At 71.5% G+C, this 15001-nt stretch carries 13 protein-coding genes; 1 reads left to right on the forward strand and 12 read right to left on the reverse strand.

Translation table 11 applies throughout. The features are described 5' to 3' along the window. Both ABZ267_RS32490 and ABZ267_RS32495 read right to left on the reverse strand, forming a co-directional pair. Positions 1-2913, reverse strand: a 2913-nt coding sequence (locus ABZ267_RS32490; RefSeq protein WP_356755534.1) for an amino acid adenylation domain-containing protein, incomplete at its 3' end; no start/stop codon positions are given. Between the two features lie 115 nt (positions 2914-3028). Further along, entirely contained in the window at positions 3029-4156 is a 1128-nt protein-coding gene (locus ABZ267_RS32495; RefSeq protein WP_356755532.1) for a cytochrome P450, read from the reverse strand. A gap of 298 nt (positions 4157-4454) precedes the next feature. On the opposite strand from ABZ267_RS32495, the gene ABZ267_RS32500 reads away from it, so the two are divergent. Further along, positions 4455-5345 (forward strand): LLM class F420-dependent oxidoreductase, encoded by an 891-nt coding sequence (locus ABZ267_RS32500; RefSeq protein ID WP_356755530.1) that lies wholly within the window; start codon positions 4455-4457, stop codon positions 5343-5345. Positions 5346-5375: 30 nt separating this feature from the next. On the opposite strand, the gene ABZ267_RS32505 is transcribed toward ABZ267_RS32500, so the two are convergent. The 10 genes from ABZ267_RS32505 to ABZ267_RS32550 all read right to left on the reverse strand — a co-directional run bounded on the left by ABZ267_RS32505 (position 5376) and on the right by ABZ267_RS32550 (position 14940). Next, positions 5376-5864, reverse strand: a complete 489-nt coding sequence (locus ABZ267_RS32505) for a hypothetical protein (protein WP_356755528.1) — start codon at positions 5862-5864, stop codon at positions 5376-5378. Positions 5865-5929: 65 nt separating this feature from the next. After that, positions 5930-7051, reverse strand: coding sequence for a tryptophan dimethylallyltransferase family protein (locus ABZ267_RS32510; protein ID WP_356755526.1), 1122 nt, complete (start codon positions 7049-7051; stop codon positions 5930-5932). Between the two features lie 21 nt (positions 7052-7072). Then, entirely contained in the window at positions 7073-8257 is a 1185-nt protein-coding gene (locus tag ABZ267_RS32515) for a cytochrome P450 (protein ID WP_356755524.1), read from the reverse strand. Further along, entirely contained in the window at positions 8235-9428 is a 1194-nt protein-coding gene (locus ABZ267_RS32520; RefSeq protein ID WP_356755522.1) for a nitric oxide synthase oxygenase, read from the reverse strand. The genes ABZ267_RS32515 and ABZ267_RS32520 overlap by 23 nt, the downstream gene beginning before the upstream one ends. A 348-nt stretch (positions 9429-9776) precedes the next feature. After that, entirely contained in the window at positions 9777-10985 is a 1209-nt protein-coding gene (locus tag ABZ267_RS32525; RefSeq protein WP_356755521.1) for a cytochrome P450, read from the reverse strand. Positions 10986-11119: 134 nt separating this feature from the next. Beyond that, on the reverse strand, positions 11120-11953 hold the full coding sequence (locus ABZ267_RS32530; protein WP_356755519.1) for an ABC transporter permease: 834 nt from the start codon (positions 11951-11953) through the stop codon (positions 11120-11122). After that, on the reverse strand, positions 11950-13032 hold the full coding sequence (locus ABZ267_RS32535) for an ATP-binding cassette domain-containing protein (protein ID WP_356755517.1): 1083 nt from the start codon (positions 13030-13032) through the stop codon (positions 11950-11952). Before ABZ267_RS32535 ends, ABZ267_RS32530 begins: the two co-directional genes overlap by 4 nt. Continuing rightward, positions 13016-13483, reverse strand: a complete 468-nt coding sequence (locus ABZ267_RS32540) for a DNA-binding protein (RefSeq protein WP_356755516.1) — start codon at positions 13481-13483, stop codon at positions 13016-13018. The genes ABZ267_RS32535 and ABZ267_RS32540 overlap by 17 nt, the downstream gene beginning before the upstream one ends. Positions 13484-13561: 78 nt before the next feature. Beyond that, positions 13562-14671: a histidinol-phosphate transaminase gene (locus ABZ267_RS32545; protein ID WP_356755514.1), complete on the reverse strand. Its 1110-nt coding sequence runs from the start codon at positions 14669-14671 to the stop codon at positions 13562-13564. 29 nt (positions 14672-14700) lie between these two features. Continuing rightward, positions 14701-14940 carry an MbtH family protein gene (locus tag ABZ267_RS32550; RefSeq protein WP_356755512.1) on the reverse strand — a complete coding sequence of 80 codons (240 nt, stop codon included), beginning with the start codon at positions 14938-14940 and terminating at the stop codon, positions 14701-14703. Between the last annotated feature and the right edge of the window lie 61 nt (positions 14941-15001).

Raw genomic sequence — 15001 nt, forward strand, 5'->3', positions numbered from 1 at the left:
AGAACGCACCGGATTCAGCCGCTCCACCACCAACTCGAACGGCACATCCTGATGCGCATACGCCTCCAAGCACGCCTCACGCACCCGCCCCAACAACACCTCGAACGACGGATCCCCCGACACATCCGTCCGCACCACCAACGTATTCACGAACAGGCCGACGAGACGGTCCAGCCCCTCGTCCGTGCGGCCGGCCACCGGCGAACCCACCACGACATCCGACCCCGCGCCGAGCCGCCCCAGCAGCGCGGCCAGACCCGCCTGCAACACCATGAACAGCGTGGCGTCCGCCGTGCGTGCCAGCTCCCTCAGGCCCGCGTGCAGATCCGCCCCGACCTCGAACGGCACCACGCCACCGTCGTACGACGCCGAAAGCGGACGCGGCCGGTCCCCCGGCACCGTGACCTCGTCCGGGAGCCCGGCCAACCGCTCGGACCAGTAGCCGAGCTGTGTTTCCATCGCACTGCCCGCGTCTCCCACCTCGCCCAGCACCTCGTGCTGCCACATGGTGTAGTCCGCGTACTGCACCGGCAGCACCGACCACTCCGGCGCCCGCCCGCCCGCGCGGGCCGCGTACGCCGCCACCAGGTCCCGCGCCAGCGGACCCGCCGACCAGCCGTCCCCCGCGATGTGATGCAGAACGAGAAGGAGGACGGTGGCGGCCGGGTCGTCCTCGACCGGGAAGAGCCATGCCTTGACGGGGATCTCGGCCGCGAGGTCGAAGGGGTACCGGGCGGCGGTGCGGAGCTCGTCGTCGAGGCGGTCGCGGTCGACGGTGCTGGTGTGCAGGGTCAGGTGGGCCCGGTCCGCGGGGAGGACCCGCTGGAAGGGGCGGCCCGCGGTCTCCGAGAAGACGGTGCGCAGGGGCTCGTGCCGGGTGACGAGGTCGTTGATCGCCGTTTCCAGCGCGGCCCGGTCGAGGTCGCCGGTGAGCCGGAGCGCCAGCGGCATGTTGTACGTGGCGGAGGTGCCTTCGAGCTTGTGCATGAACCACAGCCGCTGCTGCGCGAACGACAACGGCAGCAGCTCCGGACGCTCCCGCGCGACCAGCGCCGGACGCACCTCACCCCGGCCGAGACGACGGACCAGCTCGGCGACCGTCGGCGCCTCGAACAGCACCCGCAACGGCAGCTCCACCCCCAGCACCCGCCGCACCCGGCTCACCAACCGCGTCGCCAGCAGCGAGTGTCCGCCGAGGTCGAAGAAGCTGTCCTCCACCCCCACCGACGACACACCCAGAACGTCTGCGAAGAGGCCGCACAGCACCTCTTCCGTCCGGGTGCGCGGTGCGCGGGACGTTCCGGTGCCATCGTATGCCGGGGTAGGCAGCGCGGCCCGGTCGACCTTCCCGTTCGGCGTCAGCGGCAGCGCGTCCAGGACGACCACGGCGGAGGGCACGAGGTACTCCGGCAGCACCGCGGCCAGTTCAGCACGCAGCGACGCGGGCGTCACCTCGGCACCGGCCGCCGGAACGACGTACGCGACAAGCCTGGTGTCTCCGGTCGGGTGCGCGGACGGCAGCACCACGGTCTGTGCCACGGCGGGCAGCCGCCGCAGCGCCTCCTCCACCTCTCCCGGCTCCACCCGGAACCCCCGCACCTTCACCTGGTCATCCACCCGGCCCATGAACTCCAGCTGGGCGTCGGCGTTCCACCGCACGACGTCGCCGGTCCGGTACATCCGGCCGCCGGCCACCCCGAACGGGCACGCCACGAACCGCTCCGCCGTCAGACCCGGCCGCCCCCCATACCCCCGCGCCAACCCGGGACCGGTCACGTACAGCTCACCCGGGATGCCGGGCGGCACCGGGGAGAGGCCGTCGTCCAGGACGAACACCCGGACCTCCGCGACCGGGGTTCCGATCGGGACCTGGGCGGCGCTGCCGTCGGGGGTGGTCCGGGCAGCGGCGAGGGGGCCGGTGAGGGTGGTGGCGACCGAGCATTCGGTGGTGCCGTATCCGTTGACCAGTTCACGGTCGGCGGACCACCGGCGTACGAGGTCGGGCGGGCAGCTTTCGCCGCCGATGTGTATCCGGCGCAGTGCGGGCAGGGCGGCCTCGGTGCCCGGGGGAAGGGTGGCGAGGACGGGGACGGGCAGGGTGACGTGGCTGATCCGCTCGGCGGCCAGCACGTGGGCGAGTTCCTCGCCTAGGAGCCGGTGCTGTTCGGGGACGACGATGGTGCCTCCGCCGGCGATGGTGGTGAGCAGTTCCCAGACGGCCACGTCGAAGGTGGCGGGCGCCAGTTGGAGTACGCGGGAGCCGGCGGTGGTGGCCTGGTGGCGGGTTGCCGTCGCCGCGAGGGCGGCGAAGCCCGTGTGCGGGACGCCCACGGGTTTCGGGGTGCCGGTGGAGCCGGAGGTGTGGATGACGTACGCGAGGTGCTGCGGGAGCAGTGGCCTGGCCCGGTCGGCGTCGCGGGGTGCGGAGGCGGGGCAGGCGGCGAGGGCGGGGTTGGTGTCGGGGCCGTCGAGCAGGAGCGGGCGGGCGTCGCCCGGGGGGAGGCGGTGGGCGAGGTCGCCGGGGAGCAGGACGGCTTGGGGGGCGATGTCCCGTAGCAGGTGGGCGAGGCGCTCGGTGGGCTGCTCGGGGTCCAGAGGTACGTACGCGGCTCCGGCCTTCATGATGCCGAGCAGGGCGGCGATGTGTGCGGCGCCTCGGGGCAGGGCGACGGCGACCCGGTCGTCGGGGCCCGCGCCGCCGCCGATGAGCCACCAGGCGATGCGGTTGGCGTGTGCGTCGAGTTCGGCGTACGTCCAGGCGAGGGTGCCTGCGGAGACGGCGCCCGCGTGCGGGGTCGCCGCGACCCGGGCCTCGAAGATGTCCGGCAGCGTGACCGGGGTGAGTGCCGCACCCGGGTTCGTGCTTCCGCCGTCGGACCGTCCGCTCGTGTTCGACTCGTCAACGTGTCGCATGGTGAATCCTTCTGCCCCTGAGGTCCGAGTGGTGCGCGGTACGGCGGAGTGGTGATGGGTGCGGTGCGCCGGGAGTGTGTGGTGGCCGGGTGGCGGCCGGGCCGGAGGGTGGTGCTCAGCCTCGGCCGACGGCCACCGGGAAGGACCTGAGTCCGGCGATGCTCGGGTTCCGGTAGTACTGGAGGGGCCCGTCGGTCCGTTCCAGCACCGGGAACCGCCGCAGCAGTGCGGCGAGCGCGATCCGTATCTCCGTACGGGCCAGTGGGGCGCCCAGGCAGTAGTGGACGCCTTGACCGAACCCGACGTGCTGGTTGTGCTGCCGGCCGATGTCGAAGTGCTCGGGAGCGTCGAACTGCCGCTCGTCGTGGTTGGCCGAGAGCGCGGAGAGGGAGACGAACTGGCCGGCCGGGATGGTGACATCGGCGAGCCGGGTCTCGCGGGTGGTCATGCGCAGGCTGTTCACCACGGCGGGCCGGTAGCGGACCGATTCCTCGATGGCGGCCGGTATCAGCTCGGCGTCCTGCCGTAGGGCGGTCAGCGCATCGGGGTGGCGCAGCAGTTCGAAGACAAGGCTGGCGAGGGAGCAGGCGGTGGTGACGTGTCCGCCGATGAGCAGCAGCTTGCCGAGGTTGACCACGGCGTCCTCGGTGAGCCGTTCGCCGTCCACCTCCGCCGTGGCGAGCCTGCTGAAGAGGTCGTCCTTGGGGGCGGCGCGCCGCAGTCGGTAGTGCTCGCGGAGGTAGGCGAGCAGTTCCGCGCCGGCCGCGTCGATGGCCTTGACGAGCTCCTCCCCGGCCAGGTCGCCGACTTCGAACGAGAGCAGCCGGTCGGCCCAGCCGCGCAGCAACTCACGGTCCTCGAAGGGCAGTCCGATCAGCTCGGCGATCACCATGACCGGCAGCGGGTCGGCCAGGTCGCGGGCCACGTCGATCTCGGCGCGGTCGTCGACGGCGTCGAGCAGGCGTTCCACGGTGGCCTCGATCTCGGGGGCGAGACCGGCGACCGTCCGGTTGGTGAACGCCTTGCCGATCACGCCTCGCAGCAGCCGGTGTTTCGGCGGGTCCATCTCGGTGAGCCTGCCTTCGCCCCAGGTGTCGCCCTTGCCCCACTCGGCGGGGTAGGCGCGCCACAGTTCCGAGGAGTACGTGGCGTGGTCGAGGCTGGCCGCGACGACGTCGGCGTAGCGGAGAACCAGCCACGCGCCGGTCACGGGATCCTGGTGGACGGGCTGCTCGTCGCGCATGGTGCGGAACCAGTCCTGGAGCGCTTCTCCGTCGTCCTGGGAATAGGGCGGGGGTGCCGCCGATTTTCCTGCGGTTTTTTCTGTGTCCGCCTTTTCTGAGCCCACGAAAGATCCCTTCACCCAGCACGATAAATACAGCGGGACAGGCGACATTCGCATCGAGAGTCGATCATCCGGCTTGCCGGTGTCAAGTTCATCGAATTTGAACAGCGGTGGTGGGCAGCCGGATCCGGAGTTTCTTCCGGTGCGATAGGGCGGGAATATTCTGGGATTCCGGTGCCGCTGCTAACGTCGCCGCATGACTCTTCCCGAGAATCGTCCGTTCCGTTTCGGCGTCAATCTCGTCATGCCCGCTCCACGGCGTGCGTGGGCGGAAAAATCCCGCAAGGTCGAGGACCTGGGGTTCGATGTGCTGGGCGTACCCGACCACTTGGGGGCGCCCCCTCCGTTCCCCGCCCTGGTGGCCGCCGCCGAGGCCACCGAGCGGATCCGGGTCAGCACCTTCGTCCTCAACGCGGCCTTCCACAACCCGGTGCTGCTGGCCCGGGAGGTGGCCGGTACCGATCTGCTGACCGACGGCCGGCTGGAGGTGGGGCTGGCGGCCGGGTCCATCCGGCAGGGCACCGGCTCCGACGGCGTCCCGTTCCCGTCCGCCGGGGAGCGCGTCGACCGGCTGGAGCACACGGTGAAGGAGCTGCGCGGGCTGATGGTGAACCCCGACCACTCCCCGCAGCCGGTCCGGCCGGGCGGTCCGCCGCTGCTGGTGGCGGGGAACGGCGACCGGGTGCTGCGGCTGGCCGCCGAGCATGCCGACATCATCGGCTTCACCGGCATCTTCGCGGGGCGCGGGGAGTTCCCGCAGCTGGCGAGCCCGGAGGAGCTGGACGATCGAGTGGCGCTGGTCCGGGAGCAGTTGGGGTCCAGGGCCGCCGAGGTGGAGCTGAATCTGCTGGTGCAGCAGGTGATCGTGACGGACGATCCGCGGGGCACCGCCGAGGAGTGGGCCCGGCATCCGCTGGCGCACTTCACTCCCGAGCAGCTGCTCGCCGCGCCGGCCTGGCTGATCGGGACGGAGCGGGAGATCGCCGATCGGCTGCTGGAGTACCGGGAGCGGTTCGGGTTCAGCTACATCGTGGTCCTGGAGCCGTGGCTGGAGGCCTTCGCCCCGGTCGTCGAGCTGCTGAAGTGAGCGCGCGGACCGGATGCCGGGCGAGCGGGGTCACCGCGGACCCGGCTCCGGGCCGCCGCCGCCCGCTTCGAGCGCGTCGGCGGCACGGTTGATCTTCTCCAAGGCCTCTTCCCGGAGTTCCAGTCCGTGCCGGTAGTAGTCGCCCTGGCCCTCGGGGTGGTCGTGCAGGGAATGGCGGACCGCGAGGAGACCGGGCGGCCGGATCGGTTCGAGGCCGGGCAGGGGTCCGTCCACCGCACCGTTGAGCAGATCGACGGTGCGCCAGCCGAAAAAGTAGAAGGCGTCGGTGTACACCGACGCCCAGTCCCATGCCTCAAGAAAACGCCGGCGTTCGTCCGCGGTGGTCTCCCTGTCGTCCGCCGGCGCCCATGAGGTGGAGTCCAGCACCGAGACGATGGATTCCATCAACATGTCCAGCTGCCCGAATCGGGTATGGATTTCCGCCAGTACACCCGGCGATGCGCGCCAGGAGGTCGGCGGCTTGTTCAGCAATCCCGAATAGCGCTTCCACGCGTCCACCACAGGCTCATACACAAGTGACGATTATGGCACGGGCCCGCGGGGTGCCACAGTGTTCGGACGGATCATTCCTGGGCGTCGATGGCGTACCTGGCCATCGGATCCGCGTGCCGGAGTTCCGGTGAGAAGTACGCCTTGAGCCTGGGGCGGCCGGGGCCCGGCCGCCAGGCCACGTAGTTGTGGATGCCGCGTGCCGTGTCGAGCGGACGGTTCGCCACCGCGCGCAGCGCCCGCTCGTACGGTGCGGACGGCCGGCCGCAGGCGGCCAGGGCGTCGTTCATCCGGCGGCGCACGACCTCGTCGTCCGGGGCGTAGGTCCACATCGGCAGGTAGACGGTCGCCCCGGCGGCGGCGGTGGGGCGGGCGCCGGTGAACGACAGGCAGGTGACCGGTGGTTGGGGAGAGAGGTCGGCGGCCGCCTCGGGGAGCATCACACGGCAGAACTCGCGGACCGGGGATGCCTCGAACCCCGGGTACGGTGCCATCAGTTCGGCCAGGCGGTCGGCGTCGGTGGCGTAGTGCCGGAAGTACAGCTTGACCCGCGCCTCGGGGGCCGCCGAGAGGTCGAGCGAGAACATCACCGGCCGGTCGAGCCGTTCGCCGCGCGGCATATGGTCGGCCACAGCGGTCCAGGCCGCGCCGAGGCCGACGGCCGCGAGGCCCTGTTCGCACAGCTCCGCGGCCCGGTCGGGGCCGCCCACGGCCGGATAGAACCAGACCTTGAACTGGGGGTCCCCGTGCTGTCGTACCTCGGCGCCGAACATGGCGACGTGTTCGGTGGCGGGTTTCTCCGGCAGGTACAGGTCGGCGACCTGTGCCCATCGGCGCTCGTCCGCCTCGTGCCGGCGGACCAGGCGGTCCATGGCGGCGCGGGCGGAGACGACCCGGTCGACCGGGCGGTCTCCGGGGCTCAGGGCCTCCACCGCGAACTGGAGGGCGAGTTCGTCGTCGAAGCCGACGGCGAACTCCAGCGGCGAGCCGTCGGACGACACGTCGGACTCGGCGAGCTCCGCGGCGGTGGCCGCGCCCCATGAACGGGTCATGTCCCGGAACGCCTCTGTACAGACGGCGCTCCGGTCGCCGAGGCCGAGGCCGGTGGCCAGCGCGGCCAGACGTGCGGCGCCTGCGTCCTGGGCCGACGGGGGCGGCTCCATAGCTGTCTCGTTGGTCCCGCTCGCGGTCTCCATCGCTGCCGATACCCCTTCGGATCAACCGCAGGTGAGGGGCAGCCGGGAGAGCCCGCGCAGCGTGCCGTTGGGCCGGACCACCGGCTCGCCCGCCGGGCGGACACCGGGGTGCCGCAGCAGGGCTGCGAGCGTCACCTGGGCTTCCATGCGGGCGACGTTGAGGCCGAGGCAGGAGTGCGCGCCGCGGCCGAAGCCCAGGTGGTTGCTGGGTTTGCGGTCCAGCCGCAGGGTCTCCGGGTCGGGGAACTGGTCGGGGTCCCGGTTGGCCGCGCCGATCAGGGCGGTCACCACCTGGCCCGCCTTGACGCTCACCCCGCCCAGCTCGGTGTCCTCGACGCAGGCGCGGGCCAGCGCCTGGACCGGTCCGACGTAGCGGATCAGTTCCTCGACGGCGGTGTCGACACCCACCTCACCGCGGACCAGCTGCTGCCAGGCGCCGGGCGTGGTGAGCAGGGCGGCCAGGGCGTTGCCGAGGAAGCGGCTGGGCACTTCGAAGCCGGCGTGGAAGAAGGCGCGTACCGAGTTGACCAGGACGTCGTCGGCCTCCACTCCCGACCCGGGCAGCCGCCGCACCACCTCGGGGAGGACCCCGTGCGGGCCGGGGGCGGCGAGCCAGTCGCGCACCAGGCCGTTGAAGTGGGCGCGGGCGCGCAGCCCGGGCTCCTCCGCGTCGGGGTCGAGCTGGGCGTCCATGCTGTGGTCGAGGTCGTCGTTGAAGCGGGCGAACGCCTCGTCGGTCTCGGGTGGTTCGACGCCGATGAACCGGGTGATGGCGCGCAGGGTGAACACGTCGGCGTAGTCGTGGATGAAGTCGAAGGATTCCCGTCCGGCCAGTTCGTCGAGCAACTGGTCGGCGAACGAGGTGAGTTCCTTGCGCAGGGCGTCGAGGTCCTGGGCGCGTACCGCGTCGAGGGCGAGGTGGCGCAGCGGGGTCTGGTCCGGCGGGTCGAGGGTCTGCAGGCTGAGCAGGGTCGGCGGGGTGGGGATGCCGATCTTCCGGAAGTCGGTGCTGAACCGGCCGGGGTCGCGCAGGACCGCCGTGCAGTCGGCGTGCCGGGTCAGCAGCCAGGAGTCCAGGCCGGCGTGCCAGTAGACCGGCCGGGCCTCCCGCAGGCGCCGGTAGACGGGGTAGGGGTCGGCGAGGACGGCGGGGTCGAGGGGGCTGAAGAGGGGGTCGGTGTGCTCAGGGGCGGACGATACGGTCACGGCTGTCTCCGGTGTTGGCGCCGACGCTGACGGGCGGCTGTGGTTCCGGTCCGGTCCGCTCGCCCCCGGTCGCCGGAGCGTGTCCGGTGACCGGGCAGCGGCCGATGGCCGGGGGTGGCAGGAAGGCGGGCGACGACTCGTGGTCGTCGTAGTAGCGGTGGAAGACGGGGGTCACACCGCCGGAGACCGGGGGCACGATCCAGGACCAGTCGGCGGGCACCGTGCGTCCGGCCTTCTCCTCGCGGCGCAGGTGGCGCAGGAACCGCTCGGACTCGGTGTGGTGGTCGGTGATGGTGACGCCGCTCCGCTCGAAGGACCGGAGCACCGCCACGTTCAGCTCGACCAGCGCGCGGTCCTTCCACAGGGTCCGGTCCGTGCTGCGGTCCAGGCCCATCCGGTCGGCGATCTCGGGCAGCAGGTCGTAGCGGTGCTGGTCGACGAGGTTGCGGGCGCCGATCTCGGTTCCCATGTACCAGCCGTTGAAGGGGGCGGCGCCGTACCGTATGCCGCCGATCTCCAGCACCATGTCGGAGATGACCGGCAGCGCGTGCCAGCGCAGGCCGAGGTCGGCGAACCAGGGGTGGTCGGGGTGGTGGAGCGGGACCTCGCGCACGGCGTCGGGCGGGAGGGCGAAGAGACGGGGCGGTTCCGCCGGGGTGTGGACGAGCAGCGGCAGCACGTCGAAGCGGGTGCCCGGGCCGTCGGGCCAGCCCAGCGCCCGGATCCGGTCGGTGAGGTCAGCGGAGGCGGGGTCGCCGGTGATGCGGCCGCCCGGTCCGCGGTAGCCGGCGTACCGGATGAGCTGCGAGTTGTGGATGCGCGGGCCGGAGCCGTCCGGGCCGTCGGCGGCGAAGACGCTGATCATGGGGCGGATCCGGCCGCCGTTGTAGGCGAGCCGCAGGTGTTCGACGCACTCGCGGTGGATGTCCTCGGCGGTCCGGACGCGGCGCAGGTCCCGCACGACCAGGCTGGGCCAGTAGAGCCGGCCGATACAGCGGCTGCTGTTGCGCCAGGCGACCCGGGCGCCGAAGGCGAGTTCCCGGGCGGTGTGCACATAGCTGCCGGACTGGTGGATCTCGTGGCGGATCTCCGCCAGGCGGTCGGCGGGCGAGGGCTCGTCGGTGTTCTCCGCGCAGTACAGCCGTACGAATTCCTCGGCGCGTGCGATCAAGCCCGGTATATCGGTGCCTTCGGGCCCTGCCATTCTGCAACCCCCGTCCACAGCGCCGTAGCCCGGCACGTTGGCCACGCCGGGCTACGGCCCACGGTCTTGTCCCTACTTTCAGTGCAGGTAACGCATATCGATTCACCTCCCCTGCATAGCCCGATTCCCACGGCGCCTCTCCCGCTTGCCGAAACTCTCGGCGGTGGCGCAATGAATCGCCTTCGGAGAGGCGGGGAATTCGGGCAGTCGTCAATCTATGGTTCGCCCGGAGCGCCGTCAACGAATCACCCGAACACCTGCTGAATGCCGTTCCGGTCGATTCTGCGAATCCACGGGTTGATTTCGGTGTGCGGCTCAGAGGGTGACCGGGAGGGCGGTGAGGTGCCAGCTGCCGGGGTTGGGCAGCCTCGGTACCTCCTCGGGCGGGACGGCCAGTGCGAGCCCGGGGAACCGGTCCAGCAGGGCGCCGAGCGCCACCTCCGCCTCCACCGAGGCCAGCGTCGCGCCGATGCAGTAGTGGGGGCCGTGGCCGAAGCCGAACTGGACCGCGGTGCCGGCGGGCCGGGTGATGTCGAGCGTGTCCGGGTCGGCGAAGACCCGCGGGTCGCGGTTGGCCGAGGCGATCACCGCCACCACGGGGTCCCCGCGGCGCACCGGTGCGCCGCACAGCTCGAAGTCCTCCAGGGCGTAGCGGATGGCGGTCAGCAGGAGCGGGGGCCGCCAGCGCATCAGCTCCTCGACGGCACGCGGCATCAGCCCCGGGTCGGCGCGCAGGGCGGCGAGTTGCTCCGGGTGCGAGAGCAAGGCCACCACGGAGTTGGCGATGAAATTCGCGAGGTTGTCCTGACCTGCGAAGACGGTGTGCCACACCATGGTGATCAGCTCGGTGTCGGTGATCCTCTCGGCGGACTCGGCCTGCGCCTGGAGGAGGTCGGAGACGAGGTCGTCGCCGGGCTTCTCGCGGCGCAGCGCGACGACCTGCCTGGCTCCCTCGACGGCGTCGCGCAGGGCGTCGTCGTAGGTGGCGCCGGAGCTCATCCGGCCGACGTAGGCACGCCAGAGGGGCCGGTCCGCCTCGGGGATGCCCATCACGTCGCCGACGACGAAGGTGGGCAGCGGCCGGGCGAAGTGCTCCAGCAGGTCGACGGCGCCGTCCTCGGCGTGGCCGGGCAGCGCGTCGAGCAGCCGCTCGGTGCTCCGCCGGATCATCTCGCGGCGGGCGGCGACGCGGCGAGCGGTGAAGGCCCGCACGGCGAGCTTGCGGAGCCGGCCGTGGTCGGCGCCGTCCATGTGCGACATGGTCAGCATGTACGGCTTGATGTCATCCGGTATGCGCTGGTTCCAGCTGTCGGCGGTCATGGCGAGGCGCGGATCGTTGAGTACGGCCTTGGCGTCGTCATGGCGGGTGACCGCCCATATCGAGCCGAATCCGGGTGCCATCAGCCGCACTATGGGGGACCGTTCCCTGGCCTCACCGTAGGCGGCGATCGGATCTTTCAGCACGCCGGGGTCGATCATGGCGATTTCAGGGATGTCGGTCCGGGCGTTCTCACTGTTGAGCACGGCACTCCCCCAAGAGAATTCAAACGATTTCCGGTGCGGTGCGGACGATGTTATCCATGGTCCACACCGGCGGCAAATGTTCGAATTCTCTTGGAGGAGCAGCCCGCCGCGCGGGAAAGAATTCTGCCTTTTACTTATTCGCTCTTGTTGTAGCGCATCAGGCTGAGCGGCACGAACACGACCAGCAGCACCGCGCAGGAGATGAGCGCGGGGCCGACATCGGCCGCGCCGTCGCCGCTCATCAGGGAGCGGGAGGCGGTGACCACGTAGCCGATGGGGTTGATGTCGACAAACGCCTTCAGCCAGCCGGGCATGGTGGTCGGCTCGGCGAAGATGTTGCTGGCGAAGGTCAGCAGCGACAGCAGCATCATGCCGAGCGCGGAGACGGCCTGCGGGGTGCGCAGCACCAGGCCGAGGAACGTCCAGATCCACGAGACGCAGAAGCCGAAGAGGACGGCGAGGAGCACACCGCCGACGACCCCCAGCACTCCGCCGTCGGGCCGGAACCCCAGCGCGAGTCCGACCGCGACCACGACCACCGACGAGATCAGGTAGCGGACCACATCGCCGATCAGTGCGCCCGTCAGCGGTGAAGGCCGCCAGATCGGCAGTGACTTGAAGCGGTCGAAGATGCCCTGCTGGAGATCGGTGGTGAGCGCCACGCCGGTCTGCGTGGAGATGAACAGCACACCTTGGACCAGGACTCCGGGCAGCAGGAACTGCAGGTACTCACGGCTGCTTCCGGAGATCGCACCACCGAAGAGGTAGGTGAAGATCAGCATGAACATCACCGGGGTGATGGTCGCGTTGAACATCTGTCCCGGTGAGCGCTTGATCTTCACCAGGGCCCGCCAGCCGAGGGCCAGCGACGTCGACAGGGCGCCGGGGCGCTGCTCGGGGCGGGTGTCCTCGCCGAGGACCCGGCGCAGCCTCTCGTCCGCCTCGGTGGGCAGCGTGGCGGTAGTCATCGGGTCTCCTCGGTCGTCGGAGCGGTCGTGCCGGCGCGGCGGCTCCTGGAGCGGCTCGCTTTAGCGTCCCGGCGGCCGGGTCCGCCGTCCTGGGAGCCCGGCTTGCGGCCGGGACGGCGGGCCGGGGGGACCTCGGACACGGCGGGGCGGCCGGTCAGGGCGAGGAACACCTCGTCCAGGCTCGGGCGGTCCATGGAGAAGTCGTCCACCTCGATGGTCTGGGTGAGTTCACCCAGTGCGCGCGCCACACTCCGCGGATCGGTTCCGCGTACGGTGAGTTCGGCCCGGCCGGTGCTCTCGGCGGACGCTCCCAGGGCGCCGGTCAGGATGCGGTTCGCCTCCGGCAGGTCGTGCGGGTCGCGCAGCTCGACACGGAGGGAGCCGCGTCCCACCGATCGCTTCAACTCGTCGGGGGTGCCCTCGGCGACGAGCTTTCCGTGGTCGATGACCGCGACGCGCTGCGCCAGCTGGTCGGCCTCTTCCAGGTACTGGGTGGTCAGCAGGACGGTCGTACCCCGCCGGACGGTGGCCCGGATGATGTCCCAGACCTCGTTGCGGCTGCGCGGGTCGAGTCCCGTGGTCGGCTCGTCCAGGAACATCAGCTGGGGCCGCACGATGAGCCCGGCGGCCACGTCGAGCCGGCGGCGCATCCCTCCGCTGTATCCCCGGGCCGGCCGCTCCGCCGCCTCGACCAGGTCGAACGCCTCCAGCAGGTCGCGGGCCCGTTCCCGGGCGGCCGCCCGGCGGTAGCCGTGCAGCCGGGCGAGGAGCACCAGGTTCTCCACGCCCGTGAGGTCGTTGTCCACGCTGGCGAACTGGCCGGTCAGGCTGATCCGCTCCCGCACCCGGTTCGCCTCGCGGACCACGTCGTGGCCGAAGACCCGCGCGCTGCCGGAGTCGGGGGCGAGGAGCGTCGCCAGGATGCGCAGGGTCGTGGTCTTGCCCGCGCCGTTGGGTCCGAGGACCCCGTAGACGGCGCCGGCCGGGACGGACAGGTCAAGGCCGTCGACGGCTTTGGTCGCCCCGAAGGACTTGACCACGCCGGTGGTCTCCACCGCGAGTTCAGTGTTCACATTCACCCTTGAGTTCGCTTGCGGCTGGGACCGTGGGGCCGGCCGGTGGGGTCGTGCCCGGGCCGTGGACGCCGCGTCCGGCCCGCTTCTGTGCCGCCTGGGGGGACCGGAGTCCGAGACCGTAGGCGATGTCCTGCCACGTCAGCCCGAGGTCCCGGGCGACGAACAGCAGGCTCGCCTCCAGTACGTCCAGGTCGGCGCGGGCTCGCGGGAGCAGCGTGAGGGCCGCCATGACGTCGGCCCGGTCTATCTCGGGCGTACCGCCGGACCGCCCGGCCCAGGAGGCGATGAGGTGGACGGCCTCCTGGGCCGTCGGACGACCCGCCGGATCCGGCTTGTCGGTGCCGGCCGCCCGCTCGGCCACGTGACGCAGCGCCACATGCTCCCGGCGCGCGCGGGCGTGGTCGGGGTCCTCGGGGCGGCTCAGGGCGTCGGGACCCTCCGCATGATCGGTCATGGGAGGATAGTGACGACATCAACTGCTGGTTGTCAACCAATGGTTGAAGTCAGGGGTGGCGTGTCGGCCGTCTCCTCCTCAGCCGGACGGGGCCCGCCGGGCGGTCCGCGCCGTACCGGCCGGGGCGAACTGCCGTGCCGCGGCCAGGAAGGCATCGTTCTCGGCGTCCGCGCCGACCGTCACCCGCACCCCCTCGCCGGGGAACGCCTTGACCAGGATCCGCCGCCCCCGGCAGTGCGCCGCGAAGGGTTCCGCGGCCGGACCGAGCGGCAGCCAGAGGAAGTTGGCGCTGCTGACCGGCACGTTCCAGCCGCCGTCGAGCAGCGCGGCCCGCATCCGCTCCCGCTCCCCCACGAGGTACCCGCAGCGCTCGCGTACCTCCTGCTCGCACTCCAGTGCCGCGAGCGCGGCGCGCTGCGCCAGGGTGGCGACCGCGTACGGGACGGCGACCCGGCCCAGCAGTTCCGCCACCGGGGTGGCCGAGAGGCAGTAGCCGACCCGCAGCCCGGCCAGTCCGTACGCCTTGGAGAAGGTGCGCAGCGCGACCACGTTGGTCCGGCCCCGCCCCAGCAGCTCACGCACCAGACCGAATCCGTCGAGCGGGTCGGCGTCCCCGGTGGTGAACTCCGCGTACGCCTCGTCCAGGACGATCAGGACGTCCGGCGGGATCTCGGCGAGGAACCGCTCCACGTCGGTGCGGGTCACCGCCGCCCCGGTCGGGTTGTTCGGCGAGCACACGAAGACCAGCCGGGTGCGGTCGGTGATCGCCGCGGCCATGGCCGGCAGGTCGAGGGCGTGCCCGGCGGTCACCGGGACCCGGCGCACCACGGCACCCGCCGTGCGGGCGATGGCGGGATAGACCTCGAAGGAGCGCCAGGGGATGACCACTTCGTCTCCCGGCCCGCAGGTGATCTGGATCAGCCGCACGCACAGGTCCACCGACCCGGCGCCGAGCGTGAGGCCGGCCGAAGGCACTCCGTACCGCTCGGCGAGCCGGGCCGTGAGGTCGGCGGACGCGTTGTCGGGGTAGCGGTTCAGCTCTCCGGCGGCGGATATCGCGGCCGCGACGGCGGCGGGCGGCGGGAACGGCGACTCGTTGCGGTCCAGGCCGATCATCCCGGCCTCGGCGGCCCGCCCCCGGAACAGCGGCAGGCCGTCCAGATCCGGCCGGACCCGCGGGCGGGGCACGGCCGCACGTTCCGCGCGGGCCGGGCCCATCACCCGGCTCGGCGGACCGTGTCGCCGGCCGCCGCGCTCATCGCGTCCACCAGGCTCTTGGGCCGCATGTCCGTCCAGTGCTGGTCGATGTACTCAAGGCAGGCGCTCCGCCCCGCCTCGCCGAACACCGCGCGCCAGCCTTCGGGAATGTCGATGATCACCGGCCACAGCGAATACTGCAGTTCGTCGTTGATCAATACGACGTACGACGCGTTTTCATCCTCGAACGGATTCGACATCGCTTCTCCGATTCTTTTCCCTGCATTCTCACGTCAGGAAAGGTGACGTTTTCGGTGACGG

This window comes from Streptomyces sp. NPDC006174, from assembly GCF_040614075.1.
Classification (GTDB): Bacteria; Actinomycetota; Actinomycetes; order Streptomycetales; family Streptomycetaceae; genus Streptomyces.

What these genes read in the sequence shown, in the direction of transcription:
- ABZ267_RS32550 (WP_356755512.1), bottom strand. Translation starts at nt 14,940, where the DNA reads ATGTCGAATCCGTTCGAGGATGAAAACGCGTCGTACGTCGTATTGATC.
- ABZ267_RS32495 (WP_356755532.1), bottom strand. Translation starts at nt 4,156, where the DNA reads ATGCGCGACGAGCAGCCCGTCCACCAGGATCCCGTGACCGGCGCGTGG.
- ABZ267_RS32530 (WP_356755519.1), bottom strand. Translation starts at nt 11,953, where the DNA reads ATGACTACCGCCACGCTGCCCACCGAGGCGGACGAGAGGCTGCGCCGG.
- ABZ267_RS32540 (WP_356755516.1), bottom strand. Translation starts at nt 13,483, where the DNA reads ATGACCGATCATGCGGAGGGTCCCGACGCCCTGAGCCGCCCCGAGGAC.
- ABZ267_RS32510 (WP_356755526.1), bottom strand. Translation starts at nt 7,051, where the DNA reads ATGGAGACCGCGAGCGGGACCAACGAGACAGCTATGGAGCCGCCCCCG.
- ABZ267_RS32500 (WP_356755530.1), top strand. Translation starts at nt 4,455, where the DNA reads ATGACTCTTCCCGAGAATCGTCCGTTCCGTTTCGGCGTCAATCTCGTC.